This window comes from Pseudomonas sp. NBRC 100443, assembly GCF_030268185.1.
In the GTDB taxonomy this organism is placed as follows: domain Bacteria; phylum Pseudomonadota; class Gammaproteobacteria; order Pseudomonadales; family Pseudomonadaceae; genus Pseudomonas; species Pseudomonas citronellolis.
In genome coordinates this window covers 352,127-377,897 of record NZ_BSQE01000003.1, presented here as the reverse complement: position 1 = coordinate 377,897, position 25,771 = coordinate 352,127, and the positions used below count along the sequence as shown (strand labels likewise).

General features: G+C 67.0%; 21 protein-coding genes. 6 read left to right on the top strand and 15 right to left on the bottom strand.

The window, feature by feature from the left end:
* Nucleotides 1-39 precede the first annotated feature (39 nt).
* Both QSJ95_RS05930 and QSJ95_RS05925 read right to left on the bottom strand, forming a co-directional pair.
* On the bottom strand, nt 40-399 hold the full coding sequence (locus QSJ95_RS05930; protein WP_009615611.1) for a PA0613 family protein: 360 nt from the start codon (nt 397-399) through the stop codon (nt 40-42).
* 17 nt (nt 400-416) lie between these two features.
* Nucleotides 417-626, bottom strand: coding sequence for a TraR/DksA C4-type zinc finger protein (locus tag QSJ95_RS05925; RefSeq protein WP_043269261.1), 210 nt, complete (start codon nt 624-626; stop codon nt 417-419).
* Between the two features lie 396 nt (nt 627-1,022).
* Between QSJ95_RS05925 and QSJ95_RS05920 the strand changes: the two genes are divergently transcribed.
* Nucleotides 1,023-1,781 carry an XRE family transcriptional regulator gene (locus tag QSJ95_RS05920; RefSeq protein ID WP_043269263.1) on the top strand — a complete coding sequence of 253 codons (759 nt, stop codon included), beginning with the start codon at nt 1,023-1,025 and terminating at the stop codon, nt 1,779-1,781.
* 129 nt (nt 1,782-1,910) lie between these two features.
* Nucleotides 1,911-2,219 (top strand): pyocin activator PrtN family protein, encoded by a 309-nt coding sequence (locus tag QSJ95_RS05915; protein ID WP_043319249.1) that lies wholly within the window; start codon nt 1,911-1,913, stop codon nt 2,217-2,219.
* A gap of 291 nt (nt 2,220-2,510) precedes the next feature.
* On the opposite strand, the gene trpE is transcribed toward QSJ95_RS05915, so the two are convergent.
* From trpE to QSJ95_RS05865, 10 genes are all read right to left on the bottom strand, one after another.
* Nucleotides 2,511-3,998 carry an anthranilate synthase component I gene (trpE, locus tag QSJ95_RS05910; RefSeq protein WP_285640765.1) on the bottom strand — a complete coding sequence of 496 codons (1,488 nt, stop codon included), beginning with the start codon at nt 3,996-3,998 and terminating at the stop codon, nt 2,511-2,513.
* Between the two features lie 70 nt (nt 3,999-4,068).
* Nucleotides 4,069-4,893, bottom strand: coding sequence for a phosphoglycolate phosphatase (locus QSJ95_RS05905; RefSeq protein WP_043269269.1), 825 nt, complete (start codon nt 4,891-4,893; stop codon nt 4,069-4,071).
* A complete protein-coding gene (rpe, locus tag QSJ95_RS05900) occupies nt 4,893-5,567 on the bottom strand; it encodes a ribulose-phosphate 3-epimerase (protein ID WP_285640762.1) in 675 nt (224 codons plus the stop codon). The genes QSJ95_RS05905 and rpe overlap by 1 nt, the downstream gene beginning before the upstream one ends.
* A gap of 230 nt (nt 5,568-5,797) precedes the next feature.
* Nucleotides 5,798-6,625, bottom strand: a complete 828-nt coding sequence (locus QSJ95_RS05895) for an ABC transporter permease (protein ID WP_058487620.1) — start codon at nt 6,623-6,625, stop codon at nt 5,798-5,800.
* Between the two features lie 13 nt (nt 6,626-6,638).
* Nucleotides 6,639-7,886, bottom strand: a complete 1,248-nt coding sequence (locus tag QSJ95_RS05890; RefSeq protein ID WP_009615600.1) for an ABC transporter permease — start codon at nt 7,884-7,886, stop codon at nt 6,639-6,641.
* 174 nt (nt 7,887-8,060) lie between these two features.
* A complete protein-coding gene (locus QSJ95_RS05885) occupies nt 8,061-9,119 on the bottom strand; it encodes an ABC transporter substrate-binding protein (protein ID WP_043319244.1) in 1,059 nt (352 codons plus the stop codon).
* Between the two features lie 41 nt (nt 9,120-9,160).
* Nucleotides 9,161-10,270: an ABC transporter ATP-binding protein gene (locus QSJ95_RS05880; RefSeq protein ID WP_009615598.1), complete on the bottom strand. Its 1,110-nt coding sequence runs from the start codon at nt 10,268-10,270 to the stop codon at nt 9,161-9,163.
* 345 nt (nt 10,271-10,615) lie between these two features.
* Nucleotides 10,616-11,653, bottom strand: coding sequence for an ABC transporter substrate-binding protein (locus tag QSJ95_RS05875; RefSeq protein WP_141679871.1), 1,038 nt, complete (start codon nt 11,651-11,653; stop codon nt 10,616-10,618).
* A 142-nt stretch (nt 11,654-11,795) separates the two neighbouring features.
* Nucleotides 11,796-12,425, bottom strand: a complete 630-nt coding sequence (locus QSJ95_RS05870; protein ID WP_009615596.1) for a response regulator — start codon at nt 12,423-12,425, stop codon at nt 11,796-11,798.
* Nucleotides 12,426-12,463: 38 nt separating this feature from the next.
* On the bottom strand, nt 12,464-14,887 hold the full coding sequence (locus QSJ95_RS05865; protein WP_285640760.1) for a PAS domain-containing sensor histidine kinase: 2,424 nt from the start codon (nt 14,885-14,887) through the stop codon (nt 12,464-12,466).
* 142 nt (nt 14,888-15,029) lie between these two features.
* Here QSJ95_RS05865 and QSJ95_RS05860 point away from each other — a divergent pair, with 142 nt between their 5' ends.
* Nucleotides 15,030-16,070, top strand: coding sequence for an alpha/beta hydrolase family protein (locus QSJ95_RS05860; protein ID WP_285640759.1), 1,041 nt, complete (start codon nt 15,030-15,032; stop codon nt 16,068-16,070).
* A gap of 14 nt (nt 16,071-16,084) precedes the next feature.
* On the opposite strand, the gene QSJ95_RS05855 is transcribed toward QSJ95_RS05860, so the two are convergent.
* From QSJ95_RS05855 to QSJ95_RS05845, 3 genes are read right to left on the bottom strand one after another with little or no spacing between them, the layout of a single operon-like run.
* Complete coding sequence (locus QSJ95_RS05855; RefSeq protein WP_285640758.1) at nt 16,085-16,843, bottom strand: DnaJ domain-containing protein; 759 nt, start codon at nt 16,841-16,843, stop codon at nt 16,085-16,087.
* Entirely contained in the window at nt 16,844-17,518 is a 675-nt protein-coding gene (murU, locus tag QSJ95_RS05850; RefSeq protein WP_058073268.1) for an N-acetylmuramate alpha-1-phosphate uridylyltransferase MurU, read from the bottom strand. It abuts the gene before it with no gap.
* A complete protein-coding gene (locus QSJ95_RS05845; RefSeq protein WP_058487624.1) occupies nt 17,515-18,531 on the bottom strand; it encodes an aminoglycoside phosphotransferase family protein in 1,017 nt (338 codons plus the stop codon). Before QSJ95_RS05845 ends, murU begins: the two co-directional genes overlap by 4 nt.
* A 1,272-nt stretch (nt 18,532-19,803) precedes the next feature.
* On the opposite strand from QSJ95_RS05845, the gene ltrA reads away from it, so the two are divergent.
* The 3 genes from ltrA (at nt 19,804) to surA (ending at nt 25,720) form a co-directional block, all read left to right on the top strand.
* On the top strand, nt 19,804-21,516 hold the full coding sequence (gene ltrA / locus QSJ95_RS05840) for a group II intron reverse transcriptase/maturase (protein ID WP_024128031.1): 1,713 nt from the start codon (nt 19,804-19,806) through the stop codon (nt 21,514-21,516).
* A gap of 132 nt (nt 21,517-21,648) precedes the next feature.
* Complete coding sequence (locus QSJ95_RS05835; RefSeq protein ID WP_285640755.1) at nt 21,649-24,447, top strand: LPS-assembly protein LptD; 2,799 nt, start codon at nt 21,649-21,651, stop codon at nt 24,445-24,447.
* A complete protein-coding gene (surA, locus tag QSJ95_RS05830; RefSeq protein WP_281688490.1) occupies nt 24,428-25,720 on the top strand; it encodes a peptidylprolyl isomerase SurA in 1,293 nt (430 codons plus the stop codon). The genes QSJ95_RS05835 and surA overlap by 20 nt, the downstream gene beginning before the upstream one ends.
* Nucleotides 25,721-25,771: the final 51 nt, after the last annotated feature.

Sequence of the window (25,771 nt, the reverse complement as noted above, 5' to 3'; positions counted from 1 at the left end):
GGTGGAGAAAGCCCGGCGCGGGGGCCGGGCTTGGCGGGGTCAGGCCACGCGGCGCAGCAGGCGGGCCTGGATGCTCTGGTGCGCCACGTGCAGGCGCAGGTAGAAGGTGTTGCGGCTGCAGCGGCAGTGGCGGTACTTCTGCTCGGGTTCGCTGTCGCGGTTCAGGTAGTGTTCGCTGACCACCTGCTTCTGCTGCTCGGGCAGGCCGTTGACGATCAGGTCCAGCTCGGCGACGCGGTCGAGCAGTACCCGGCTGCCGCGGGTGCCGCGGATCATCTCGCCCTTGTTGGCGATCATCAGCGCCAGCAGGTTGCCGCCGGCATAGCCGCCACCGGCCACGCCCGGGCTGTGCATTTCCTCGGCCCAGAGCCTGAGCATTTCATCGATCGGCTTGATCACGTTTGCCTCCCGCGCCTTCAGCGGCGCCGTTCCAGTTCGTCCAGGGCCTGGCAGTCCAGGCAGCGGTTGCAGCCGGGCACCGCCAGGCGGCGGGCCTCGGGGATGGGCTCGCCGCAGACCTGGCAGTCGGCGGCGGCTGGCTCCGGCTCGTTGCCGCGCCGTGCCGCCAGCAGGGCGTCGAGGCGTTCCAGGGCCAGGTCGTTGGCGTAATCGGCGAGATCAGCCATGGGCGACCTCCCCGTGGTGTTGCGCTGGTGCGTTCATGCTTTTCTCCGGGCGACGACCCGCCCTGCGCGTGCCATCCCGCGGCCGCGCTGCCAGGTCATTCGCGTGCTGTTTGTCGATGCGTGGCGCCCAGGTGGACGCCACTCGCCGCGCGGAAGCGGTGCGCTCCTCGCCCGCTTCCGCCGTCAGCCTGCCCCGTGACGCACGGGCCGCAGGCAACCCACGGCTTCCCTGCCGCGGAAGACGGAGGCGCCGGCACCCTCGTGTCGGATCGCGTCCGCCGCCGGCTCGGAAACAACCTTCAGAAGGCCGGCGAAGGAAAAAACTACAACCAAAGCTATTTATAGTCAACACCAAAGCTATTTACACTTTCCCGGGACGGGCGGTAGAGTGCCGCCATGAACAGCACAGCCCGCCCCTCCACGCTCGCCGAGCGCCTCAAGCAGGCCATGGCCGCGCGCAACCTCAAGCAGGAGAGCCTCGCCGAAGCGGCCGGGGTCTCGCAGAACACCATCCACAAGCTGACCGCCGGCAAGGCCCAGAGCACCCGCAAGCTGATCGAGATCGCCGCGGCCCTGGGCGTCTCGCCGGTCTGGCTGGGCACCGGCGAGGGCTCGCCGCAGGCCGCCACGCCACCGGCCGACGGCAGCCCGCTGCGCCTGGAACCGCTGCATCCCTGGGACAGCAGCACGCCGCTGGACGAAGACGAGGTGGAACTGCCCTTGTACAAGGAAGTGGAAATGTCCGCCGGCGCCGGGCGCACCGCGGTGCGCCAGATCGAGGGGCGCAAGCTGCGCTTCTCCTACGCCACCCTGCGCGCCGCCGGGGTCGACCCGGACGCGGCCATCTGCGCCCAGCTCACCGGCAACAGCATGGAGCCGCTGATCATGGATGGCTCCACCATCGGCATCGATACGGCGACGACGCACATCACCGACGGCGAGATCTACGCCCTGGAGCACGAGGGCATGCTGCGGGTGAAGTTCCTCTACCGCCTGCCCGGCGGCGGCATCCGCCTGCGCAGCTTCAACCGCGACGAGTACGGCGACGAGGAATACGACGCCCAGGCCATCCAGGCCAGCCAGCTGAGCATCATCGGCTGGGTGTTCTGGTGGTCGACGGTGCGCCATCGCCGCGCGCCCACGCTGGTTCGCTGAGCCCTCCCCAACCCCGCCGCCGCGGGGTTTCTTCTGCGCGAAGGAAAGCCGGGCGAACAGCGATTGCCAGAAAAAACAACAAAAGCTATATTTCCTCCATCGAACGACAACCGCAAGCAGGAGGAAGCCATGCTGCCGTCGAACTCCGACACCCAACCGGCGCCACGCCAGGAAACCGTGGCGCTGGTCTACCAGATCTTCGGCGACGTGCTGGTGCCCCTGGAGCAGGTGCGCGAGCGCTGGTTCCGCAACCTCAACCGGGAGAACTTCGGCAAGGCCCTGGCCTGCGGACGCATCGCCCTGCCGGTGACCACCCTGGACGACAGCCACAAGGCCATGCAGTACGTGGCGGTGGATCACCTGGCGGCCTACGTCGAGCAGCGCGCCAGCCTGGCGGATGCCGCCCTGGCCCGGCGCCGGGCGGGACAGCAGGCGTGATGGGGTGAGCGAAATGCCGCGCTCGCATCGTAGGAGCAACAGTCTTGCGCCGAGGTGCCCTCCGTAGGATGGGTTGAGCTTGCGATACCCATGCTGTCGTGGTGATGGGTATCGCTTCGCTCAACGCCATCCTACGAAAAGCCGTGCTTCCTGAGCGGATTTATCCGCGATTGCCCGGCACGGGCTCAACCATCGCGGACAAGGTCCGCTCCTACGGGAAAACTGCGGGCACCAACGAAAACGCCGTTTCCCCTCCCGGAGAAACGGCGTTCTGCATTACGGCAGCAGCGCTCAGTCTTCGAGGCGCGCGGTGTGTTCGGCCAGGGCCACCGCGCGGAACATCGCGCGGCGCTTGTTGATGGTTTCTTCCCACTCCAGCGCCGGCACCGAGTCGGCGACGATGCCGCCGCCGGCCTGCACGTGCAGTTCGCCGTTCTTGATCACCGCGGTGCGGATGGCGATGGCGGTGTCCATGTTGCCGTTCCACGCCAGGTAGCCCACCGCGCCGCCGTAGACGCCACGCTTGACCGGCTCCAGCTCGTCGATGATTTCCATGGCGCGGATCTTCGGCGCGCCGGACAGGGTGCCGGCCGGCAGGATCGCGCGCAGGGCGTCCATGGCGCTCAGCTCGGGCTTGAGCTGGCCGTTGACGTTGGAAACGATGTGCATGACGTTGGAGTAGCGCTCGATGACCATCTGCTCGGTGACCTTCACCGAGCCGGTTTGCGACACGCGGCCGACGTCGTTGCGGCCCAGGTCGATGAGCATCAGGTGCTCGGCGATTTCCTTGGCGTCGGACAGCAGGTCCTGCTCCAGGGCGCGGTCGGCTTCCTCGGTGGCGCCGCGCGGGCGGGTGCCGGCGATCGGGCGCACCGTGACCTCGCCGTCCTCCACGCGCACCAGCACTTCCGGCGAGCTGCCCACCACGTGGAAGTCGCCGAAGTTGAAGAAGTACATGTAGGGCGTCGGGTTGAAGCAGCGCAGCGCGCGGTACAGGTCGATGGGCGCGGCCTTGAAGTCGATGGACATGCGTTGCGAGGGCACCACCTGCATGCAGTCGCCGGCCAGGATGTATTCCTTGACGGTGTCCACCGCGCGCTCGTAGTCCTCGCGGGTGAAGCTGGCGCGGAACTGCGGCTCGGGCGCGTTGACCGCGGCGAAATCCAGGCCCCGGCGCGGAGTGATCGGCTGGCGCAGGCGCTGCAGCAGTTCCTCCAGACGCGCCTGGCCCTTGTCGTAGGCGTCCGCCTCGGCCGGGTCGGCGAGGACGATGGCGTGCAGCTTGCCGGCCAGGTTGTCGAAGACGACCACGGCGTCGGAGACCATCAGCAGGATGTCCGGGTTGCCCAGCGGGTCCGGGTTCGGGCACTGCGCCAGGCGCGGCTCGACGTAGCGCACGCAGTCGTAGCCGAAGTAACCGACCAGGCCGCCGTTGAAGCGCGGCAGGCCCGGCAGGGTCGGTACGCGGTAGCGCTCCTTGAACTGCTCGACGAAGGCCAGCGGGTCCTCGCAGTCGAAGCGCTCGCTTTCCACGCCGTCGACGCTGATGCTCACGTTGTGGCCGTACACCCGCAGCACGGTGCGGCACGGCAGGCCGATGATGGAGTAGCGGCCCCACTTCTCGCCGCCCTGCACCGATTCCAGCAGGTAGCTGTTGGCGCCGTCGGCGAGCTTCAGGTAGATCGACAGCGGGGTGTCGAAGTCGGCGAGGGTTTCGCAGGTCAGGGGGATGCGGTTGTAGCCTTCGGCGGCCAGCCGCTGGAATGCGTCGCGGTTCATGAGCGGTCTCGTGCGAGGAGGTGGAACGGGCAGTGGCAAACGGGCGCCGGGAGATCCGGCCGGAGGAATGTCAGGCGCGCCAGCGCCAGCGGGCCAGGGCCTTGATGACTTTCATCCAGAGTTTGCGGGGAGCCGTGTCCAGCACGTTGGAGTCTCGATGGGCGGGGTTGGAACCGTCGTCCGGCAACACTATCGCTTTGCCCGGGTCGAAGCAAGGCAGCAGTTGGCGCAGGTCGTCCAGCACCAGGCTCGGCTGCTCCTCGGCGATCGGCCGGCCGTGGTTGTAGCCGTAGGTCAGGCCGACGCTGCGCACCCCGGCGGCCTTGGCGGCCAGCACGTCGTTGCGCGAGTCGCCGACGAACAGCGCCTCGCCGGGCGCAACGCCCGCGGCTTTCATCACGAACAGCAGCGCGGCCGGGTCGGGCTTCTGCTGCGGCAGGGTGTCGCCGCCGACGATCCAGCGGAAGAACTTGCCCAGGCCCATCTCGTCCAGCAGCGGAGCGACGAAGCGCTCGGGCTTGTTGGTGATCAGCGCCAGTTCCACGCCCTGTTTCTTCAGCCATTTCAGGGTGTCCACCACACCGGGGTAGACCTCGGTGAGCGCGTGGCTGTCGGCGTAGGCGTCCATGAACAGCGCCAGGGCGCGCTCGGTATCTTCCTCGCTAACGCCTTCATGCTCGATGCCGCCGGCCAGGGCGCGGCGCACCAGCACCCGGGCGCCGTTGCCGACCCAGTGGCGCACCTGCTCCAGCCCGGCGGGCGCGCGGCCCATACCGATCAGGGCCTTGTCCACCGCGGCGGCCAGGTCCGGCACCGAGTCCACCAGGGTGCCGTCCAGGTCGAACATCACCAGGCGCGGCAGGCGCCCGGCGAACAGCGCTTGGGCAGCGCTCATCACTTGCCGACCTGCGCCAGCTCGGCATGCATGGCGCGGATGACCTCGGCGTAGTCGGGGGCGTTGAAGATGGCCGAGCCGGCGACGAAGGTGTCGGCGCCCGCCGCGGCGATCTCGCGGATGTTCTTCACGTTCACCCCGCCGTCGATCTCCAGGCGGATGTCGCGGCCGGAGGCGTCGATCAGCGCGCGCGCCTCGCGCAGCTTGTCGAGGGTGCCGGGGATGAACTTCTGCCCGCCGAAGCCGGGGTTCACGCTCATCAGGAGGACCATGTCGATCTTGTCCATCACGTACTTGAGCGCGTCCAGCGAGGTGGCCGGGTTGAACACCAGGCCGGCCTTGCAGCCGCCGTCCCTGATCAGTTGCAGGGAGCGGTCGATGTGCTGCGAAGCTTCCGGGTGGAAGGTGATGTAGGTGGCGCCGGCCTCGATGAAGTCGCCGATGATGCGGTCCACCGGGGAAACCATCAGATGCACGTCGATGGGCGCGGTGACGCCATACTTGCGCAGCGCCGAGCAGACCATCGGGCCGATGGTCAGGTTCGGCACGTAGTGGTTGTCCATCACGTCGAAGTGGACGATGTCGGCGCCGGCGGCGAGCACCTTGTCCACGTCCTCGCCCAGGCGGGCGAAGTCGGCGGAGAGAATCGACGGGGCGATGGCGTAGGCTTGCATGGCGCACCTCTGTGGGCGGAATCACGGATGGCGCGCATTGTAGCCGCTCGGAGCGAGCGAGGGGGATCGAGGCGATGGTTGTAGGAGCAACTGTCTTGCAAGCTGCGCCGAGGCGCTTTTCGTAGGATGGGTTGAGCTTGCGAAACCCATGCGGTTGCAGTGATGGGTATCGCTTCGCTCAACGCCATCCTACGAAAAGCCGTCCCCGCCTGCGGCGTAGGAGCGGCGGATCAGGTGGAGGGGGCGGTACGCAGTTTCTCGCTGCGGCCGCGCAGCCATTCCAGGGTCAGCAGCAGCAGGACCGAGAAGCCGATCAGCAGGGTCGCCGCGGCGGCGATGGTCGGGCTGAGGTTCTCGCGGATGCCGCTGAACATCTGCCGCGGCAGGGTGGCCTGCTCGGGGCCGGCGAGGAACAGCGTCACCACCACTTCGTCGAACGAGGTGGCGAAGGCGAACAGCGCGCCGGAGATCACCCCGGGGGCGATCAGCGGCAGGGTCACCTTGAAGAACGTCAGCAGCGGCGGCGCGCCCAGGCTGGCGGCGGCGCGCACCAGGTTCTGGTTGAAGCCCTGCAGGGTCGCCGACACCGTGATGATGACGAAGGGCACGCCCAGCACCGCGTGCACGATGATCAGCGAGATGTAGCTGTTGCCCAGGCCCAGCGGGGCGAAGAACAGGTAGGCGGCCACACCGATGATCACCACCGGGACCACCATCGGCGAGATCACCAGGCTCATCACCAGGGCCTTGCCGCGGAACTCGCCGCGGGTCAGGCCGATCGACGCCAGGGTGCCGAAGACCATCGCCAGGAAGGTGGCCGCCGGGGCCACGATCATGCTGTTGGTCAGCGAGCGCATCCATTCGGCGCTGTGGAAGAAGTCGGCGTACCAGCGCAGCGAGAAGCCCTGCAGCGGGTAGACCAGGAAGGTGCCGGAGTTGAACGACAGCGGCACTATCACCAGCACCGGCAGCACCAGGAACAGCAGCACCAGGCCGCAGAGGATGCGCAGGGTGTAGAACCACAGGCGCTCGACCGGGGACATGTAGGGACTCAGCATCGTCTTTCTCTCCTCAGCTCAGGCGCAGGCGGCTCGCGCCCACCAGCCAGCCGTAGATCACGTACAGCACCAGGGTGGCGAACAGCAGCAGGCCGCCCAGGGCCGTGGCCATGCCCCAGTTGATGGTGGTGTTGGTGTAGAAGGCGACGAAGTAGCTGACCATCTGGTCGTTCGGGCTGCCCAGCAGGGCCGGGGTGATGTAGTAGCCGATCGACAGGATGAACACCAGCAGGCAACCGGCCCCGACGCCGGCCACGGTCTGCGGGAAGTAGACCTTCCAGAAGGCGCCGAACGGGTGGCTGCCCAGGGAGATGGCCGCGCGCATGTAGCTGGGCGAGATGCTCTTCATCACGCTGAAGATCGGCAGGATCATGAACGGCAGCATGATGTGCACCATGGCGATGTACACGCCGGTGCGGTTGAACACCAGTTGCAGCGGCTGGTCGATCAGGCCCAGCTTGAGCAGCGCGCCGTTGATCAGCCCGCCGGACTGCAGCAGCACGATCCAGGCCGCCACGCGCACCAGGATGGAGGTCCAGAACGGCAGCAGCACCAGGATCATCAGCAGGTTGCTCTTGCGCGTCGGCAGGTTGGCCAGCAAGTAGGCCAGCGGGTAGGCCAGCAGCAGGCAGATGACGGTGATCACCGCGCCCATCCAGAAGGTGCGGGCGAAGATGTCCAGGTAGATGGACTGGTCCGGGGTGGCCGGGGCCAGCTCGCCGAGGTCGTCGATGCGGTGGTCGAGGGCCGCGAGCAGGTAATAGGGGGTGATGCTGCTGGCGTTGCGGCGGATCACCTGCCAGTAGGCCGGGTCGCCCCAGCGCTCGTCGATGGTCTCCATGGCGTCCTTGTAGGAAGCCGGTTGCTCCTTGAACGGCAGGGCGCGGGCGGTCTTGGCCATCAGGCTGCGGTAGCCGGCCAGTTCCATGTTCAGGCGCTTGGAGAGGTCACCGATGGTCTGGTTCTTGCGCGCGGCGTAGAGGTCTTCGCTCAGGGCCTGGTAGACCGCGTCCGGCGGCAGCGACTTGCCGTCCCAGGTGGTGATGGCGTTGACCGTCTTGGGCAGCGAGCCGACCACTTCGGGGTTGTACACGCTCTTGTAGAGCAGCGCGGCGATCGGCACCAGGAAGGTCAGCAGGAGGAACAGCAGCAGCGGCAGGACCAACGCCTGGGATTTCAGGCGATTCATCCGCTCCGCACGCGCCAGGCGCTGCTTCAGGGTGGGGCCGGCGACCTCGTTCAAGGACACAGCGGTGGCCATAGCGAACTCCGGTAAAACGGGCCGCCCGCGAGGGCGGCCAAGGTGTGGTGTATCGGGTGTGTCACGGCGAGCGCCGCCGCGCCGGGAGCTTTTCCCGGCGGGAACGGCCCGCAGGGCCTGCGGGCCGTGGCATCGCTGCCGCGGTTGCCGCCCGGGCGGGCGGCGGGGCCTGCCTTACTTGGCGGCCCAGGCGTTGAAGCGCTGTTCCAGCTGCTCGCCGTAGTCGGCCCAGAAGGTCACGTCCATGCCCACCTGGTTGGCGATGTTTTCCGGGGTGGTCGGCATGTTGGCCTGCACGCTCTTGTCCAGCAGGCTCACGGTGTTCTTGTTCACCGGGCCGTAGGCGATGTTCTCGGCGTAGATCTTCTGCTGCTCGGGCTTGACCGAGAAGGCGATGAACTTCAGGGCTTCTTCTTTCTTCTTGTCGCCTTTCGGGATGGCCCAGGCATCGAAGTCGTAGATGCCGCCGTTCCACACGACCTTCAGGTTGCTTTCCTTCTGCACCGAGGCGATGCGGCCGTTGTAGGCCGAGCTCATCACCACGTCACCGGAGGCGAGGTACTGCGGCGGCTGGGCGCCGGCTTCCCACCACTGGATGCTCGGCTTGATCTCGTCGAGCTTCTTGAAGGCGCGGTCCTGGCCTTCCTTGGTGGCCAGCACCTTGTACACGTCCTTGGGCGCGACGCCGTCGGCCATCAGGGCGAATTCCAGGGTGTACTTGGCGCCCTTGCGCAGGCCGCGCTTGCCCGGGTACTTCTTCAGGTCCCAGAAGTCGGCCCAGCCGGTGGGGGCGGTCTTGAGCTTGTCGGCGTTGTAGGCCAGCACGGTGGACCACACGAAGAAGCCGACGCCGCAGTTGCTCACGGCGCCCGGGACGTAGTCCTCGGCCTTGCCGAGGATGGCCGGGTCGATTTCCTCGAACATGCCTTCGTCACAGCCGCGGGCCAGTTCCGGCGATTCCACCTCGACCAGGTCCCAGGTCACGCTGTTGGTGTCGACCATGGCCTTCACCTTGGCCATCTCGCCGTTGTACTCGCCGGCGACGATCTTGTTGCCGGTGGCCTTCTCGAAGGGCTGGTAGAAGGCCTTGGTCTGGGCGTCCTTGTTGGCGCCGCCGAAGGAGATCACGGTCAGATCGGTGGCCGCCATGGACTGCGCGGCGCAAGCCAGGCCGAGGGTCAGCGCGGCGAGCTTGAGGCCGGCCTTCGACGGGTGGAACGGGGACTTCGACATTATTCTTCTCTCCACAGTGTGCTGGTTTGTTTTTCTTCGAATCAGGCCGCCGACAGCGGGTCGAGGGCACGCACGTGCTCCACGGCCCAGCCCAGCGGTACCACATCACCCACGCTCAGCGCAGGGTCGAGCTCGGCGATCGGCTGCTTGACGAAGAAATCGGTGCGGCCGCAAACCTCCAGGCGGATGCGCACGTGGTCGCCAAGATAGATGAACTCGGCCACACGGCCGGAGAAGCGGTTCACGCAGCTTTCGCTGTGCCCGTTCAGGCGCACCCGCTCGGGACGGATCGACAGGCTGACGGGGTCGCCGGGCTGGCCGACGTTCACCGCCAGCGCCTCGACCTTCTCGCCACGCGCCAGGGTCACCACGCAGCGCTCGCCCTCGTGGCTCGCCAGTTGCCCGGCGATGCGGTTGTTCTCGCCGATGAAGTTGGCCACGAAGGAGTTGCGCGGGTGTTCGTAGAGTTCGTGGGGCGGGGCGATCTGCTGGATCTCGCCCTGGTGGAACACCGCCACGCGGTCGGACATGGTCAGCGCCTCGCCCTGGTCGTGGGTCACGTAGACCACGGTCACGCCCAGGCGCTGGTGGATGTGCTTGATCTCCATCTGCATGTGCTCGCGCAGCTGCTTGTCGAGCGCACCCAGGGGTTCGTCCATCAGCACCAGCTGCGGCTCGAAGACCAGCGCCCGGGCCAGGGCCACGCGCTGCTGCTGGCCGCCGGAGAGCTGCGCCGGGTAGCGCCCGCCGAAGGCGTCGAGCTGGACCATGGACAGCGCGCGCTTGACGCGCTCGGCCACGTCGGTCTTGCTCATGCCGCGCACGGAAAGCGGGAAGGCCAGGTTCTCCGCCACGGTCATGTGCGGGAACAGGGCATAGTTCTGGAACACCATGCCGATGTCGCGCTTGTGCGGGGGGACGTTGTTGATGGAGCGGCCGGCCAGCTGGATCTCGCCGGAGGTGGGGGTTTCGAAACCGGCCAGCATCATCAGGCTGGTGGTCTTGCCGGAACCGGACGGCCCCAGCAGGGTGAGGAATTCGCCTTTGCGAATATCCAGGTTGAGGTCTTTGACGATGAGCGTCTCGCCGTCGTAGCTCTTCTGGACGCCACGGAAGCTCACCAGCACATCGTTCGCCTGAGTCTCGGCCATAACCGCACCTTTTGTATTTGTAAGAAGTTGCCGTGAAGCAAGACTAGAGAAGCCTGCAGCGCGCGCAAATCGGGCGGGAAGAGAACTTGCTATAAGGGTAGAAGAGGATCGTCTGTAGGGCGATCCCTACACGAAAAGTGTGGCTATCAGTCGCAGAAAGCCGGCGTCGCATTGACTGCGACACCGGCATATCCGAAAGCGACCTGGAGCCTGTCTACGATCTCGCGAGCTAGAGCAGGACAAGGCGGGAACAGGCGAGTGAGCGGAGTTCAGGCCGCTAAATGAGCATCGCTCGCCTGTTCTTAACGCAGTCATGCCGACGCGCAGCAGATCGTAGGCAGGTTCTCAGCGTTTGGCCCAGTCCTGGAAGCGCTTCTCCAGGGCATCGCCATGCTCGGCCCAGAAGGCCACGTTCATGCCCAGGGCGTCGGCCATGTTGCGCGGCGCGGTGGGCAGGTTGGCGGCCACCTGCGGGTCGAGCTGCTCCACCGCCTTGCGGTTGGTCGGGCCGTAGGCGATGTTCTGCGCATAGACCTTCTGCTGCTCGGGCTGGCTGGCGAAGGCGATGAACTTCTCCGCCAGCTCCTTCTTCCACGCCCCGGACGGCAACGCCCAGAAGTCGAAGTCGTAGATGCCGCCGGCCCAGGCCATGCGCAGGCCCTTCTGCTCGGGCTGGGCCGCGGCGATGCGGCCGTTGTAGGCCGAGCTCATGACCACGGTGCCGTCGGACAGGTCGCGCACCGGGTCCTGGCCGGACTTCCACCAGTGGATGCTCGGCTTGATCTCGTCGAGCTTGCGGAAGGCGCGGTCGACGCCGCCCGGGGTGCCCAGCACCTGGTAGACGTCCTTGGGCGCCACGCCGTCGGCCATCAGGGCGAACTCCAGGCTGTACTTGGCGCCCCAGCGCAGGCCGCGCTTGCCGGGGAATTTCTTCAGGTCCCAGAAATCGGCCCAGCCCTGGGGCTTGCCCTGCAGCTTGTCCTGGTTGTAGGCCAGCAGGGTGGTCCAGACGAAGATGCCGACGCCGCAGGGCTGCACCGCGCCGGGCACGAAGTCGGCGGGGTCGCCGATCAGGCGCTGGTCGAGCTTCTGGAACAGGCCCTCCTGGCAGCCGCGCGCCAGCTCCGGCGCCTCCACCTCGACCACGTCCCAGGACACATGGCTGATCTCCACCATCTGCCTGAGCTTGTCCAGGTCGCCATTGTAGGAACCATGCACCACCGCCGTGCCGGTGGCCGCCTTGAAGGGTTCGTAGAAGGCCTTCTCCTGGGCCGCCTTGTTGGCCCCACCGAAGGAAATCACTGTCACGTAGTCCGCCAGCGCCGGCGTGGCGACAGTCCCCAGCAGGCCGGCCAGCAGCCCGCCCCGTACCGCTCGCAACAACATCCTTCTTCTCCTTGTTCTGATGAAGTACCCCACTGAGCGGGCAATGATTCCCTTTCGCCAGCCGGCGAGGTAGCCGGGCGTTGCAAAAACCGGAAGGGACTCACATAAGCATCGGCGAATCGCCCCGCCGCGCACCGGCTCAGACCAGCTTGTGCTCCACGGCATACTTGACCAGGTCGGCCACCGAATGCGCGCCGAGCTTCTGCATCAGCCGCGCCTTGTGGGTGCTGATGGTCTTGCTGCTGACCGCCAGGTGCTGGGCGATCTCGTTGACGCCCTCGCCCTTGACCAGGCGTTCGAACACCGAGAACTCGCGCTCGGAGAGCAGCGCGTGGGGCGGCCGCGAGTCGGTCAGGCCGACCTCGAAGACCATGCGGTCGGCCAGTTCCGGGTCGATGTAGCGGCCGCCGCTGGCGACCTTGCGGATGGCGGTGAGCAGCAGCGCCGGGTCGCTGTCCTTGGTGGCGTAGCCGGCGGCGCCGATCTTCAGCGCGCGGGCGGCCATCTGCACCTCGTCGTGCATGGACAGCATGAGGATCGCCGGCGGATCGTTCAGCGCGCGGATCCGCGGGATGGCCTCCAGGCCGTTGACGCCGGGCATGGAGATGTCCAGCAGGACCACCTCGCAGGGCACATGGCGCAGGGTTTCGAGCAACTGCTCGCCGTTGGTGGCCTCGCCCACCACCTGCAGGTCCTTGGCCATGCCGATCAGTTGCTTGATGCCCTCACGGACGATGGTGTGGTCTTCGGCCACCAGTACTCGAATCACGCTGCCCTCCCCGAACAGACAAAACCGCGCCGGCCCCGTTACGGCCCCGGCTCCGGCAATTCCCCCGCATCCAGCGGCACGCGCACCCGCAGGCTGCTGCCCTCCCCCGGCTGGCTGTCGATCTCCAGCTCGCCGCCGAGCATCAGCACGCGCTCGCGCATGCCGACCAGGCCGAAGGAGCTGCCGCCCCAGGCCGCCGCGGTGTCGAAGCCGCGGCCATCGTCGCTGATGCTCAGGCAGAGTTCGTCGCCCTCCACCCGCAGGGCCAGTTCCACAGTATGCGCCTGCGCGTGGCGCATGACATTGGTCAGCGCCTCCTGGAGGATGCGGAACAGCCCGATGGCCTTGGCGTCGCCCAGGCGCGGCGGGTTCTCCGGCACCTCCACCAGGCAGGGGATGCCGGTGCGCGTCTCGAAGCGCCGCGCCTGCCACTCCAGCGCCGAGCCGATACCGGCGTCGAGGATCGGCGGGCGCAGGGCCGAGGCCACGTCGCGCACCAGCTGGAACAGCTGGGCGATGAGCTTCTTCATGTTGCCCAGGCGCTCGCTCAGGCCGGGGTCCAGTTCGCCGTAGCCCAGCTCGCACATGGAAGTCTCCAGCTTGAGCACGGTCAGCACCTGGCCCAGCTCGTCGTGCACTTCCCGGGCGATGCGCGCCTTCTCTTCCTCGCGCACGCTCTCCAGGTGCGCCGACAGCTCGCGCAGCTGCGCCCGCGATTGCGCCAGCTCCAGCTCGATCTGCTTGTTCTCGCTGATGTCCCAGACCACGCCGTCCCAGGCCAGGCGGCCGTCGTCCAGGCGCCGCGCGGTGGCCTTGATGTCCACCCAGCGCGGCTCGCCGGAACGGGTCAGGATGCGCCCCTGCCAGTGCCAGTTCTTGCCGCCGGCCACCGCTTCCAGTTGTCTCGCGAGGTAGCCGTCGCGGTCGCCCGGGTGCACCAGGCCGAGGATGCCCAGGCCGCTTTCGCGCAGGTAGCCGGGGGAATAGCCCAGCGAGGCCTCGCTGCCGCCGCTGATGAAGCTGAGGTGGGCGAAGTCGGAGCCGCCCGGGGCGCTGGGCTCCAGGCGGAACACCAGGCCGGGGACGTTGGCGGCGATGCCCTGCAGGCGCGCCTCGCTCTCTTCCAGGGCGGCGCGGGCGCGGCGCCGCTCGGTGGCGTCGTTGAGGAACACCAGCAGGTATTCCGAGCCGCCAAAGCGCAGGAAGCTCAGCGACACTTCCGCCGGCAGCCACTGGCCGTCGGCGCGGCGCAGGTGGCTTTCGAAGCTCAGCGGGCCTTCTTCGCTGTTGCGCGCGCGGCGCCAGAGGTCGAGCCAGGCGTCCATGTCCAGGCCGGGCTCGAAGTCCGCCAGGGGCCGCTCGATCACCTCGCCGGGGGCGTAGCCGAGCATGTCCTCGGCGGCGCGGTTGGCGTAGCGCACGTGGCTGTCCCAGTTGACCCAGAGGATGCCCACGGTGCTGCTGTCGATGGCGAACTGCGTCAGGCGCAGGGCTTCCTCGGCCGCCTGGCGCAGCTCCATGTCGCGGCGCGCGGCGAGCAGGCGCTGCTCCAGCACGTTGCGCTGGTGGCGCAGCCACAGCGCGGTGGCCAGGGCCATGAGCAGCAACAGGCCGAGGAGGATGCAGAGGTTCTGCCAAAAGCCGGGGGACTGTCCCAGGCGCGGGTATTGCGGCTGCAGCCAGCGCTCGTGCAACTGGTCCAGCTGCTTGGCCGGCAGCGCGCGCAGGCTGGCGTCGAGGATGCCGGCCAGCTCGGGCAGGTCGCGGCGGGTGGCCAGGCGCAGCAGTTGTGGATAACCGATGTCGGCCAGCACGCGGAAGCCGGAGAACTCGACCTCGCGGCTGAGGCGGGCCAGGTGCGCCTCGTCGACCACCGCGTAGCTGGCCTCCTGGCCGAGCACCCGGCGCAGGGCTTCGCGGTCGCTGTCGGTGAGCTGCAGCTCCAGGGCCGGGTAGGTGCCGCGCAGGTAGTCGGATACCGCGCCCGGGCCGCGCAGCGCCACGGGTTCGAGCACACCCAGGCGCTCCAGCTCCACGGAGCCGGGGCCGTCGCGGAAGCCGATGAGCAGCCGCGGCACCCGCAGGTAGGGGTCGGAGAACAGCCAGTCGCGCAGGCTGGAAGGGGTCTGGCCGAGCCCCGGCGCCAGGTCGATTTCGCCGGCGCGGGCGGCACGCTCCAGTTCGTCCTGGTCGGCATAGACGCGCCACTGCAGGCTCACCTGCAGCGCATTGGCGATCCAGTCGAGCAGCTCGACGTGGGCGCCGGAGAGCTGCTGCAGGCGCCGGTCCTGCTGGGCGTAGGGCGCATCCAGGACCACGCCGACGCGCAGCTGCGGGTGCGCCTGCAGCCAGGCGCGCTGGGCGGCGTCCAGGGGCACGCCGGGCGGCGCGTCCTGCGCGGCGCCCCACAATGGAATGCACAACAGGAACGCCGCCACGGCGTTCCAGCACAGTCGTCCCATGCCCGCTCCCCGAGAAAAAAGCGCGCCTACATTACCCCATGGCGGGGGGAACCCGGAAAGGCCGGCGCCTGACAAAGCAGAAACAAGGGATTAGTCTGGCCGTTTTGCCAGGCCAGCCCGAGCCACGCAAGGAACCCGCCCCATGTCCCGTCCCGCACAGCCTACCCGCCTCGCCCTCTGCCTGGCCCTGAGCCTGGCGCCCCTGGTGCCGGGCTGGGCCGAAGACACACCGGCCAGCCCGCCCGGCCCGGCGGTGGCGCCGGCAGCGCCCGCGCGCCCGGCCCTGGAGGAACGCAGCCAGGACGAAGCCAGCGCCCTGCAGCAGCGCCTGCCGCAGAAGCAGCAACAGACGCTGCAGGCCGGCGAGGAAAGCTTCCTCGCCCTGTGGCTGCCGGCCAACGCGCCGCAGGCCGAAGGCGTGGTGATCATCGTCCCCGGCGACGGCGAGAACCCCGACTGGCCGGTGACGGTGGGCCCGCTGCGGCGCAAGCTGCCCGACGCCGGCTGGCAGACCATCGCCCTCGGCCTGCCCGACCCGCAGGACAGCCAGCCGGTGCCGCGCAAGGAAAGCGCGGACAAGGCCGCCGCCGACAGCGACGCCGGCGCCAGCAGCAAGGACGTCCAGGGCGAATCCGGCGCCGCCACGCCCACCCCGGAAAGCACCGCCGAGGCCGGCAGCGGCGAACCGGCCCAGGCCAGCAGCGAGGCGCCGCCGGCGCCGGATGCGGCCATCGAGCGGCGCAAGGCCTATGCCGAGCGGGTCATGGCGCGCATCCAGGCCGGCCTCGACTTCGCCCTGCAAGGCAAGCCCAGGAGCATCGTCCTCCTCGGCCACGGCACCGGCGCCTACTGGGCGGCACGCTACCTGGCCGAGCGCGAACCCGGCGAAATCCACAACCTGCTGATCGTCGACGCCGAAGTGCCGCGGGACTTCCGCCCGGCGCTGGAAGACATGGTGCCGCGCCTGCAGTTGGCCACCGGCGACTTCTATTACAAGGACAGGCGCGTCGACCGCGAAGCCGCCAAGGCCCGCCTGCAGGCGAGCCGGCGCGAGACCGGCAAGACCTACGTGCAGATCGGCATGAACGCCCTGCCGGCCGACCGCGCCACCGAGCAGGACCAGCTCTACCGGCGCATCCGCGGCTGGCTGTCGCTGCACATCAAGCAGGCGCCCGCCGAGTAAACCGGCCCCGAGCCCTAGCGGAAGCCGCGGCGCTCGCGCACCAGGGCATAGGCCTGCTGGATCTCGCGGGTCTTCTCGGTAGCGGCGGCGATGCGCGCCTCGCCGGCGCCGGCCAGCTTGTCCGGGTGGTGCTGGCTGATCAGCCGGCGGTAGGCGCGCTTGATCTCCTCCACCGGGCTGTCGTCCTCCACGCCCAATAAACGCAGCGCCTGGCGATAGCTTTCCGCCCGGCTCGGCGGCGCGCGCAGGGCCTCGGCGCCGGCGGCCAGGGACAGCACGGTGGCGCGCGGCAGGCCGAAGCTCTCGCCCCAGCGCAGGATCAGCGCCTTCTCCGCCGCGCTCGGCGCGCCAGCCGCCCAGGCCATGCGCCAGCAGGCTTGCAGCAGGCCGTCGACGCTGGGCCGCTGGCCCCGGCACTGCTGCACGCCCTCCTCCAGGCGCGAACCGCCCTGCTTGCCGCGGTTGAAGGCATCGATGGCGCGCAGGCGGCCGGACTCGTCCAGGCCCAGGCGCAACATTTCCGCCCGCGCCTGCTGGATGTGCGCGTCCTGCACGCGGCCACGGCTCTTGGCCACCCGGCCGAGCAGGAGGAACAGCAGTTCCTCCTCCGGCACCCGCGCGTCGCCGCGCAGTTCATCGAGCAGTTCGCGCCAGCTGCGCCGGCGCAGGCGACGGTCCAGCACCTGGCCGAGCAGGCCGCCGAGCATGGCCCCGGGGATGCTCGCCAGCGCCCAGCCGGCGACTATGCCTATCAGGGTGCCCGGCCAGAACATTCAGCCGGCCGCCAGCAGACGTTCGACTTCGGCCAGGCGCTCGTGGGTGCCGACGTCCACCCAGCGCCCGCGGTGCAGCTCGCCGCTGACACGGCCGGCGGCCATGGCCTCGCGCAGCAGCGGCGCCAGCCTGAAGGCGCCGCCCGTGCAGGCGGCGAACAGCGCCGGGTGCAGTACGGCGATGCCGCTGTAGGTGTAGCTGGGCTCGCCTTCGCGATAGTCGCCGACGCGTTCACCCTCCAGGCGGAAGTCGCCGCGGGTGTTGTGCCCGGGGTTGTCCACCAGCACCAGGTGCGCCAGGTCGCCCTCGGCCAGCGCGCCCTGCAGGCGCGCGTAGTCGAAGTCGGTCCAGATGTCGCCGTTGACCAGGGCGAAGGGCGCTTCGCCGAGCAGCGGCAGGGCGCGGAAGATGCCGCCGCCGGTCTCCAGCGGCTCGCCTTCGGCGGAGTAGCGGATGGCGACACCGAAGCGCGAGCCGTCACCGAGGTAGTCCTCGATCTGCTGCCCCAGCCAGGCGTGGTTGATCACCAGGTCATGGAAGCCGGCGCGGCGCAGGGCCAGCAGCTGGTGCTCGATCAGCGGCCGGCCGCCGGCCGGCACCAGCGGCTTGGGCGTGTGCAGGGTCAGCGGGCGCATGCGCTCGCCCTTGCCGGCGGCGAGGAGCATCGCCTTCATGGCGCCACCGGTTGCGGCAGCTCGGCGAGCAGCGCACCCAGGTCGGCCAGCTCGGGGCGGCGGGCGACGACGCTGTCGAGGTAGCGGAAGAAGCGCGGCACGTCGCCCAGGTAGCGCGGCTTGCCGTCGCGGTGGCAGATGCGCGCGAAGATGCCGATCACCTTCAGGTGGCGCTGCACGCCCATCAGGTCGCTGGCGCGGAAGAACTCCTCGAAGGTCGGCGGCAACGGAATGCCGGCGGCCTGGGCCTTGCGCCAGTAGCGGCTGAGGCCGTCGTGCACGCGCGGCTCGGGCCAACTGAGGAAGGCGTCCTTATAAAGGCAGGTGACGTCGTAGGTCACCGGGCCGTACACCGCATCCTGAAAATCGAGGATGCCGGGGTTCGGCTCGCTGAGCATCAGGTTGCGCGGCATGTAGTCACGGTGCACCAGCACCCGCGGCTGCTCCAGCGCGCTGCTCACCAGGCGGTCGCAGGTGCGCTGCCAGCGCGCCAGTTGCTCGCCTTGCAGCTCGATGTTCAGGTGACGGCCCAGGTACCACTCGGGGAACAGGCCCAGCTCGCGGCGCAGCAGCGCCTCGTCGTAGGCCGGCAGACGGCCTTCGGCCGGCACCTGCTGGAAGGCCACCAGGGCATCCAGGGCATCCTCGAAGAGTTCCTCGGCGTTCTGCGGGTTGAGCACGTCCAGGTAGGTCTGGCGGCCCAGGTCGTCGAGCAGCAGCAAGCCCTGCTCCAGGTCCTGGGCAAGAATCCGCGGCACGTGCACGCCGGCCTCGGCGAGCATGCCGGCCACCTTGACGAAGGGGCGGCAGTCCTCCTGGGGCGGCGGCGCGTCCATGACGATCAGCGTGCGGCCCTCGCCCTGCCAGCGGAAATAGCGGCGGAAGCTGGCGTCGCTGCTGGCCGGGGTGAGCTCGGCGGGCGGCACCGGCCCCCATCCCTCGGCACTGAACACTACGGGTAAACAAGAGTCCAACCAGCGATTCAGGAGCTGGTAACGGGCATCCTCAGACATCTTTGGGGGTTCTCCACGGCCCTAGCCGTTGCGCGGGTCATGCTTTATTATCCAGCATCTTGTGCGACACGCGTAGCGTGTCTCCGACTCCAAGCTGTAGGGCCAGCTTGGAGGATTTCCGAGAGGAAATCGCACGCTTGGGTATCCATCCCCAGGAACCAAAACCCGCCCAGAAGTCCATTGCCTTCAAGGACTTGCCGCAGCGGCGGTGGCAACCCCAAGGTCGCCTAGCACTCGGAAGCGCGACTGCGAACCGGCTCTTTTCGGTTCTGGAGTGCATGCCCAATGGAGGGTGTTATGAATGAGATGAGCCAAGATACCTTCGGCATAATCATGCTCACCGGCTTGCTTCTCGTCTGTTTAGGGATGGCAGCCTGGGCGGATTGGCCGAGGATCAAAAGCTACCTCAAACGACCGCCCTCCAAGCACTAACCCCGGCCCTTGTGGCCTAACCCTTGCGGGAGAGAATCCCCGCTGGGGTTCCTCCTGCCTCAAAACAGGAGGAAACCTTCCCCGAGAGCACGCTGCGCCCGCAGTACCTGCTCACATCAAACTGGAGACATGGGCGGAAGCTCTGTCTGTCATTGTCCAACCACGCCCATCAGGGTGCGGTAGCGGACTCGTTGTGCGACCAACGGTAGCCTACGACGACGTGCATCGCTGGTAACGGCGTTGTGCGAAGCTCGTCCGACAACGTAGCCCCCTATCCAGGGTGCAGTCCTTCCGCGAGGCAGACTGCAGATACTCGGAGCAGTACCGGGTTGAGGCGCCAGGCTGGCTGGTATGGGCAACACATGTGAATCGCTGATAAACACCGTAAGGATAGCCATGCCAAAACTGCTGTCAGGCATGAACCAAAAGGTATGTGGTCGGTTATCTCCGTGGGATGTGGGGATACGTCGCCTTCAAGACCACCGGTGAAAAGGCGAGTCCTAACCCAGTCGTGTGACAGATAGGGAACGTGGTAAGCCCGTATCGCCGCCCTCTGGGCAGGGGAGCCGCAAGGCGAACTGTTGGTGGTGCGGGTATGGGATCGCAGAGAAAGCGAATGCCGGGCTGTAATGGTCTGGATAGGGGTTGAGACATCACCCCACGGGAAACCGGGCAGACTTCTGCGTGGTCTTCCGTCGCAACAGCTCTGACAGAGACCGTCTCAATCAACCCAGGGCCAGCTTCCACCGGCCCTTAACAAACCTACCCTGGCGGGTGCCCCACCCCGTCAGGGGCGGCGTGCACCTTCCGCTCGGGTAGTTCACTTGAGAGGAAAGCAGCATGAAAGAGCTCAGCCAACAGGCCGGGCCTGCGCTTTCCGGCGCTCCACAGCAATGGCACGACGTCGATTGGAGTCGTGTCCAGCGGAACGTCCGGGGAATGCAGGTGCGGATTGCGAAGGCTTGCCGGGAAGGCAAATGGCGCAGGGTGAAAGCCTTGCAACGGATGCTGACCCGCTCGAAGTCGGCCAGATACTTGGCCGTACGGAGAGTCACGGAAAATCAGGGGAGCCGCACGACGGGAGTCGATAAGCAACTCTGGGATACACCCAACGCGAAATGGGAAGCGGTTGGTCAGTTGAAGACGCGGGGATACAAGGCGCGGCCTCTACGGCGCGTCTTTATCCCGAAGTCGGATGGCCGGGAACGCCCTTTGGGTATCCCGACCATGACGGATAGAGCCATGCAGGCGCTATATCTGCTGGCGCTGTCTCCTGTCGCAGAAACCCGGGGCGATCCGAATAGCTACGGCTTCAGGATCGAACGCTCCACGGCGGACGCGATGGCGCAGTTGTTCGTATGCCTATCCAAGCGAGCTTCCGCTCAATGGGTGCTGGACGCGGACATCGAAGGGTTCTTCGACAACATCAACCATGATTGGCTGATAAGGAATGTCCCCACGGATACACGAGTACTCCGGCAATGGTTAAAGGCCGGTGTTGTACACCGAGGGCAGTTGCACGCAACGGATGCAGGTACGCCACAAGGGGGGATCATCTCCCCAACCTTGGCAAATCTGGCGCTGGATGGGCTGGAATCACTCCTCAAGCAACATTTGGGGGTGACGAGGGCGAAGAGGCTGAAGATCAACGTGGTGCGTTACGCGGATGATTTCGTGATCACTGGCGCCTCCCCGGAGGTACTGGAAAACGAGGTCAAACCCTGGGTGGAGCAGTTCCTGGCGGTACGCGGGCTGCGGCTTTCTCCCAAGAAAACCCGCATCGTCCACATCGACGAAGGCTTCGACTTCCTTGGATGGAACTTCCGAAAGTACGACGGAACGTTGTTGATCAAGCCGAGCAAGAAGAACGTCAAGGCGTTCTACGGCAAGGTCAGAGAGGTGATCGACACCCACAAGACGAGTAAGCAGGAGGACTTGATCCGACTGCTAAATCCAATCCTGCGGGGGTGGGCGCTTTACCATCAGCCAGTAGTGGCCAAACAGGCGTATAGCCGGATGGATAACAGGGCGTTTGTTAAGCTCTGGCGCTGGGCCAAAAGGCGGCATCCAAACAAGTCCCTGGACTGGATACGGAAGAAGTATTTCCGTCCACAAGGGGAACGCGGATGGGTGTTCGCCACCACGGTTCTGGAAGCGAACGGAACAAAACGGGAAGTCGAGTTGTACCAGCTTGCAGGGACACCGATCGAGCGGCACAAAAAGGTGAGTGGGGAATACAACCCCTACGACCCGACCATGGAGGCGGCAGGCGAAAAACTGCGCATGGAACGGATGCTGAACAAGCTGAAGTACCGGAAGCAAATCGCCAGTCTATTCACCAGCCAAAGTGGGTTATGCGCGCTATGCAAACAGCCGATATCCAGGGAAACCGGGTGGCACGATCACCACATTATCTACCGCTCACAAGGCGGTGGAGACTCCCTGGAGAACCGGGTACTATTGCACCCCATTTGTCACCAACAGCTCCACGCACGTGGTCTGCATGTGAGCAAACCGGCCCCCTTGGGGGTTTTGGATAGGCCTGAGCCGTAAGCGCTGAAAGGTGCACGTACGGTTCTTAGGGGGGGATCAGCCAGTAATGGCTGGTTCCCACCCGACTTTGAGCCCATCGAGTGGCTATGGCCGAATCTGGCCGATGGCTCGCAGGAAGCCCGGATTAACAAGATGGCAGTGATTCTCCCCGTGTTCCGTAGAAAGTTCCCCTTACTGGTGACCGGTGGCCTGCTGGCTATGCAGCCGCTCGCTTCCTCGACCGCCACGGCGGCCGAACAGTTCAACTGCACCCCCTCCGGCGGCAGCTGGGACTGCTCCTCGCAGCAGCCGGCCAGCGCCCTGCCGCCGCGTCCGGAGCATACCGAAAGCTCGGTCAGCACCCCCGCCAGCGGCGGTGAAGGCGCTGCCGTCGCCGGTGCGGCTGCCGGCGCCGAAGAGCCCAGGCAGAAGCTGGTCACCGAGAGCGGCGGCAAAGGCCTCAAGTCGCGCAGCGCCGACTACAGCCACCTCGACTGGGTCCCGCGGGAGAAACTCACCGCCGCCCAGCTGGCGGAAGTCGGCCCGTACTGCAGCGGCGCCTACATCGAACCGGCCCGCCCGGGCATGAACGACAAGACCCCGCGCGACGAGGCCCCGACCTACGTCTCGGCGAAGGTCTCGCGCTACGAGCAGGAGTCGCAGGTCGCGACCCTGGCCGGCAACGTGGTCCTGCGCCAGGGCAGCATGCAGGTGGAGGCCGACGAGGCCAACCTGCACCAGGCCGAGAACCGCGGCGAGCTGGCCGGCAACGTGCGCCTGCGCGACAACGGCGCGCTGATCGTCGGCGACCACGCCGACCTGCAGCTGGACAACGGCGAGGCGAAGATCGACAACGCCGAGTACGTCATGCACCAGGCCCAGGTCCGCGGCAGCGCGCTCTACGCCAAGCGCCAGGAAGACGCCATCATCCAGCTCAAGGACGGCACCTATACCCGTTGCGAGCCGGGCAGCAACTCCTGGTACGTCAAGGGCAACAACATCAAGCTGAACCCGGCCACCGGCTTCGGCACCGCGACCAACGCGACCCTGCGGGTGAAGGACATTCCGGTGTTCTACACCCCCTACATCTATTTCCCGATCGACGATCGCCGCCAGTCCGGCTTCCTGCCGCCCACCCTGGGCAGCACCAGCGACACCGGCATGTTCGTGGTCACCCCGTACTACTTCAACCTGGCGCCGAACTACGACGCCACGCTGTTCCCGCGCTACATGGCCAAGCGCGGCCTGATGATGGAAGGCGAGTTCCGCTACCTGACCCACAGCAGCGAGGGCCAGGTCACCGCCGCCTACCTGAACGACAAGGACGACGACCGCGAAGGCCAGCCGCACTTCACCGACCAGCGCTGGATGTACGGCTGGAAGAACACCAGCGGCCTGGATTCGCGCTGGCTGGCGCAGGTGGACTACACCAAGATCAGCGACCCGTACTACTTCCAGGACCTGGACACCTCCCTGGGCCTGGGCTCGCCGACCTACGTGAACCAGCAGGGCGCCCTGACCTACCGCGGCGACGACTTCACCGCGCGCCTCAACGCCCAGGCCTACCAGTTGGCCACCGTGACCGACGTGACGCCGTACGACCGCCTGCCGCAGCTGACCCTCGACGGTCGCCTGCCCTACCACCCGGGCGGCCTGGAGTTCACCTACGGCAGCGAACTGGTGCGCTTCGACCGCGACCTGGACGAGGACGTCTACTTCGATACCGACGGCAACGTGCTCGGTCAGCGCCCGGACGTGAACATCTCCGGCCTGGCCCGCGCCACCGGCGACCGTGCGCACTTCGAGCCGGGTGTCAGCCTGCCGCTGGCCAGCAGCTGGGGCTTCCTGACGCCGACGCTGAAGGCGATGTACACCAAGTACGACCTGGACCTGGACGGCACCGGCAAGGCGCAGCTGAACAGCTCGACCAACTACGGCGAAGTCAGCTACGACAGCAGCCCCGACCGCTCGCTGCCGCTGGCCAAGCTCGACGGCGGCCTGTACTTCGACCGCGACACCACGTTCGGCGGCACCAAGTTCCGCCAGACACTGGAGCCGCGCGCCATGTACCTGTACGTGCCGTACCGCAACCAGGACAACCTGCCGAGCTTCGACACCGGCGAGTTCAACTTCAGCTACGACTCGCTGTGGCGCGAGAACCGCTTCACCGGCAAGGACCGCATCGGCGACGCCAACCAGTTGTCCCTGGGCGCCACCTCGCGCTTCATCGAGGACAACGGCTTCGAGCGCGCCTCCGTCAGCGCCGGCCAGATCTACTACTTCTCCGACCGCCGCGTGCAACTGCCGGGCCTGACCGAGAAGTACATCCGCAACTACAACCTGGCGAACCCGAACAACCCGATCGACAACCCCGACGCGGACACCTGGCGCTCGCCCTATGCCCTGCAGGGCGTCTATCGCTTCAACCACGACTGGCGCCTGAGCTCGGACTACAACTGGAACCCCAACACGCACCACACCGACAGCGGCAGCGTGATGTTCCACTACCAGCCCGAAGCCGAGCCGCAGAAGGTGTTCAACGCCGGCTACCGCTACCGCGCGGACAGCAAGTCGTTCGACCCGAACCTCGGCCGCTTCAGCTACAACAGCGACGAGTACAAGATCGAGCAGCACGACTTCTCGGTCATCTGGCCGATCGTCCCGCAGTGGAGCGCGATCGCCCGCTGGCAGTACGACTACAACCAGAACCGCACCCTCGAGGCCCTCGGCGGCTTCGAATACGACAGCTGCTGCTGGAAACTGCGACTGGTCAACCGCTACTGGCTGAAGTACGACGACGACAACTTCTACACGTCCGACTCCAAGGCCGACCGCGGCATCTTCCTGCAAATCATCCTCAAGGGCCTTGGCGGCGTTGTAGGCAACCAAGTCGAAGGCTTCCTCGACCAAGGCATCCAAGGTTATCGTCAACGTGAAGACAGCTCTATGTAATGCCCTGCGCCCGCTGATGCTGGGCGCCCTGCTGGTCTGTTCCGCAGCCCACGCCGAAGTCACCCCGCTGGACCGTGTCGTGGCCATCGTCGACAACGACGTGGTCATGCAGAGCCAGCTCGACCAACGCCTGCGCGAAGTCCGCCAGACCATCGAGAAGCGCGGCGCGCCGCTGCCGCCCGAGCACGTGCTGACACAGCAGGTGCTCGAGCGCCTCATCATCGAGGACATCCAGCTGCAGATCGGCGAACGCTCCGGCATCCGCATCACCGACGAGGAGCTGAACCAGGCCATGGGCACCATCGCCCAGCGCAACAACCTGAGCCTGGACCAGTTCCGCGCCGCCCTCGCCCGCGACGGCCTGTCCTACGACGACGCCCGCGAGCAGGTGCGCCGCGAGATGATCATCAGCCGCGTGCGCCAGCGCCGCGTGGCCGAGCGCATCCAGGTCAGCGACCAGGAAGTGCAGAACTTCCTGGCCTCCGACCTGGGCAAGATCCAGCTCTCCGAAGAGTACCGCCTGGCCAACATCCTCATCCCGGTGCCGGACGGCGCTTCGCCGGAAACCCTCCAGGCCGCCGGCAGGCAGGCCCAGGAGATCTACCAGCAGCTCAAGCAGGGCGCCGACTTCAACCAGTTGGCGATTTCCCGCTCGGCCGGCGACAACGCCCTGGAAGGCGGCGAGATCGGCTGGCGCAAGGCCGCCCAGCTGCCCTCGCCGTTCGACGGCATGATCGGCAGCCTGGCCGTGGGCGACGTCACCGAGCCGGTGCGCACCCCCGGCGGCTTCATCATCCTCAAGCTGGAAGAGAAGCGCGGCGGCAGCAAGATGGTGCGTGACGAGGTGCATGTCCGCCACATCCTGCTCAAGCCCAGCGAAATCCGCAGCGACGAGGAAACCCAGAAGCTGGCGCAGAAGCTCTACGAGCGCATCCAGAGCGGCGAAGACTTCGGCAAGCTGGCCAAGCAGTTCTCCGAAGACCCGGGCTCGGCGCTGCACGGCGGCGACCTCAACTGGGTCGATCCGGAATCCCTGGTGCCGGAATTCCGCGACGTGATGAACAGCATCCCGCAGAACCAGCTGTCCAAGCCGTTCCGCTCGCCGTTCGGCTGGCACATCCTGGAAGTCCTCGGTCGCCGCGCCACCGACAGCAGCGACAAGTTCCGCGAGCAGCAGGCCGCCCAGGTCCTGCGCAACCGCAAGTACGACGAGGAACTGCAGGCCTGGCTGCGGCAGATCCGCGACGAAGCCTACGTCGAGATCAAGCTGTAAGCCCCACGCGCAACACAGGAACCCGGCCCCAAGGCCGGGTTTCTTTTTATC

Bases quoted from the DNA above. Each gene is read 5' to 3' on its own strand.
- QSJ95_RS05925 (WP_043269261.1), bottom strand. From the start codon at position 626: ATGGCTGATCTCGCCGATTACGCCAACGACCTGGCCCTGGAACGCCTC.
- QSJ95_RS05920 (WP_043269263.1), top strand. From the start codon at position 1,023: ATGAACAGCACAGCCCGCCCCTCCACGCTCGCCGAGCGCCTCAAGCAG.
- QSJ95_RS05915 (WP_043319249.1), top strand. From the start codon at position 1,911: ATGCTGCCGTCGAACTCCGACACCCAACCGGCGCCACGCCAGGAAACC.
- trpE (WP_285640765.1), bottom strand. From the start codon at position 3,998: ATGAACCGCGACGCATTCCAGCGGCTGGCCGCCGAAGGCTACAACCGC.
- QSJ95_RS05905 (WP_043269269.1), bottom strand. From the start codon at position 4,893: ATGAGCGCTGCCCAAGCGCTGTTCGCCGGGCGCCTGCCGCGCCTGGTG.
- rpe (WP_285640762.1), bottom strand. From the start codon at position 5,567: ATGCAAGCCTACGCCATCGCCCCGTCGATTCTCTCCGCCGACTTCGCC.
- QSJ95_RS05895 (WP_058487620.1), bottom strand. From the start codon at position 6,625: ATGCTGAGTCCCTACATGTCCCCGGTCGAGCGCCTGTGGTTCTACACC.
- QSJ95_RS05890 (WP_009615600.1), bottom strand. From the start codon at position 7,886: ATGGCCACCGCTGTGTCCTTGAACGAGGTCGCCGGCCCCACCCTGAAG.
- QSJ95_RS05885 (WP_043319244.1), bottom strand. From the start codon at position 9,119: ATGTCGAAGTCCCCGTTCCACCCGTCGAAGGCCGGCCTCAAGCTCGCC.
- QSJ95_RS05880 (WP_009615598.1), bottom strand. From the start codon at position 10,270: ATGGCCGAGACTCAGGCGAACGATGTGCTGGTGAGCTTCCGTGGCGTC.
- QSJ95_RS05865 (WP_285640760.1), bottom strand. From the start codon at position 14,887: ATGGGACGACTGTGCTGGAACGCCGTGGCGGCGTTCCTGTTGTGCATT.
- QSJ95_RS05860 (WP_285640759.1), top strand. From the start codon at position 15,030: ATGTCCCGTCCCGCACAGCCTACCCGCCTCGCCCTCTGCCTGGCCCTG.
- QSJ95_RS05855 (WP_285640758.1), bottom strand. From the start codon at position 16,843: ATGTTCTGGCCGGGCACCCTGATAGGCATAGTCGCCGGCTGGGCGCTG.
- murU (WP_058073268.1), bottom strand. From the start codon at position 17,518: ATGAAGGCGATGCTCCTCGCCGCCGGCAAGGGCGAGCGCATGCGCCCG.
- QSJ95_RS05845 (WP_058487624.1), bottom strand. From the start codon at position 18,531: ATGTCTGAGGATGCCCGTTACCAGCTCCTGAATCGCTGGTTGGACTCT.
- ltrA (WP_024128031.1), top strand. From the start codon at position 19,804: ATGAAAGAGCTCAGCCAACAGGCCGGGCCTGCGCTTTCCGGCGCTCCA.
- QSJ95_RS05835 (WP_285640755.1), top strand. From the start codon at position 21,649: ATGGCAGTGATTCTCCCCGTGTTCCGTAGAAAGTTCCCCTTACTGGTG.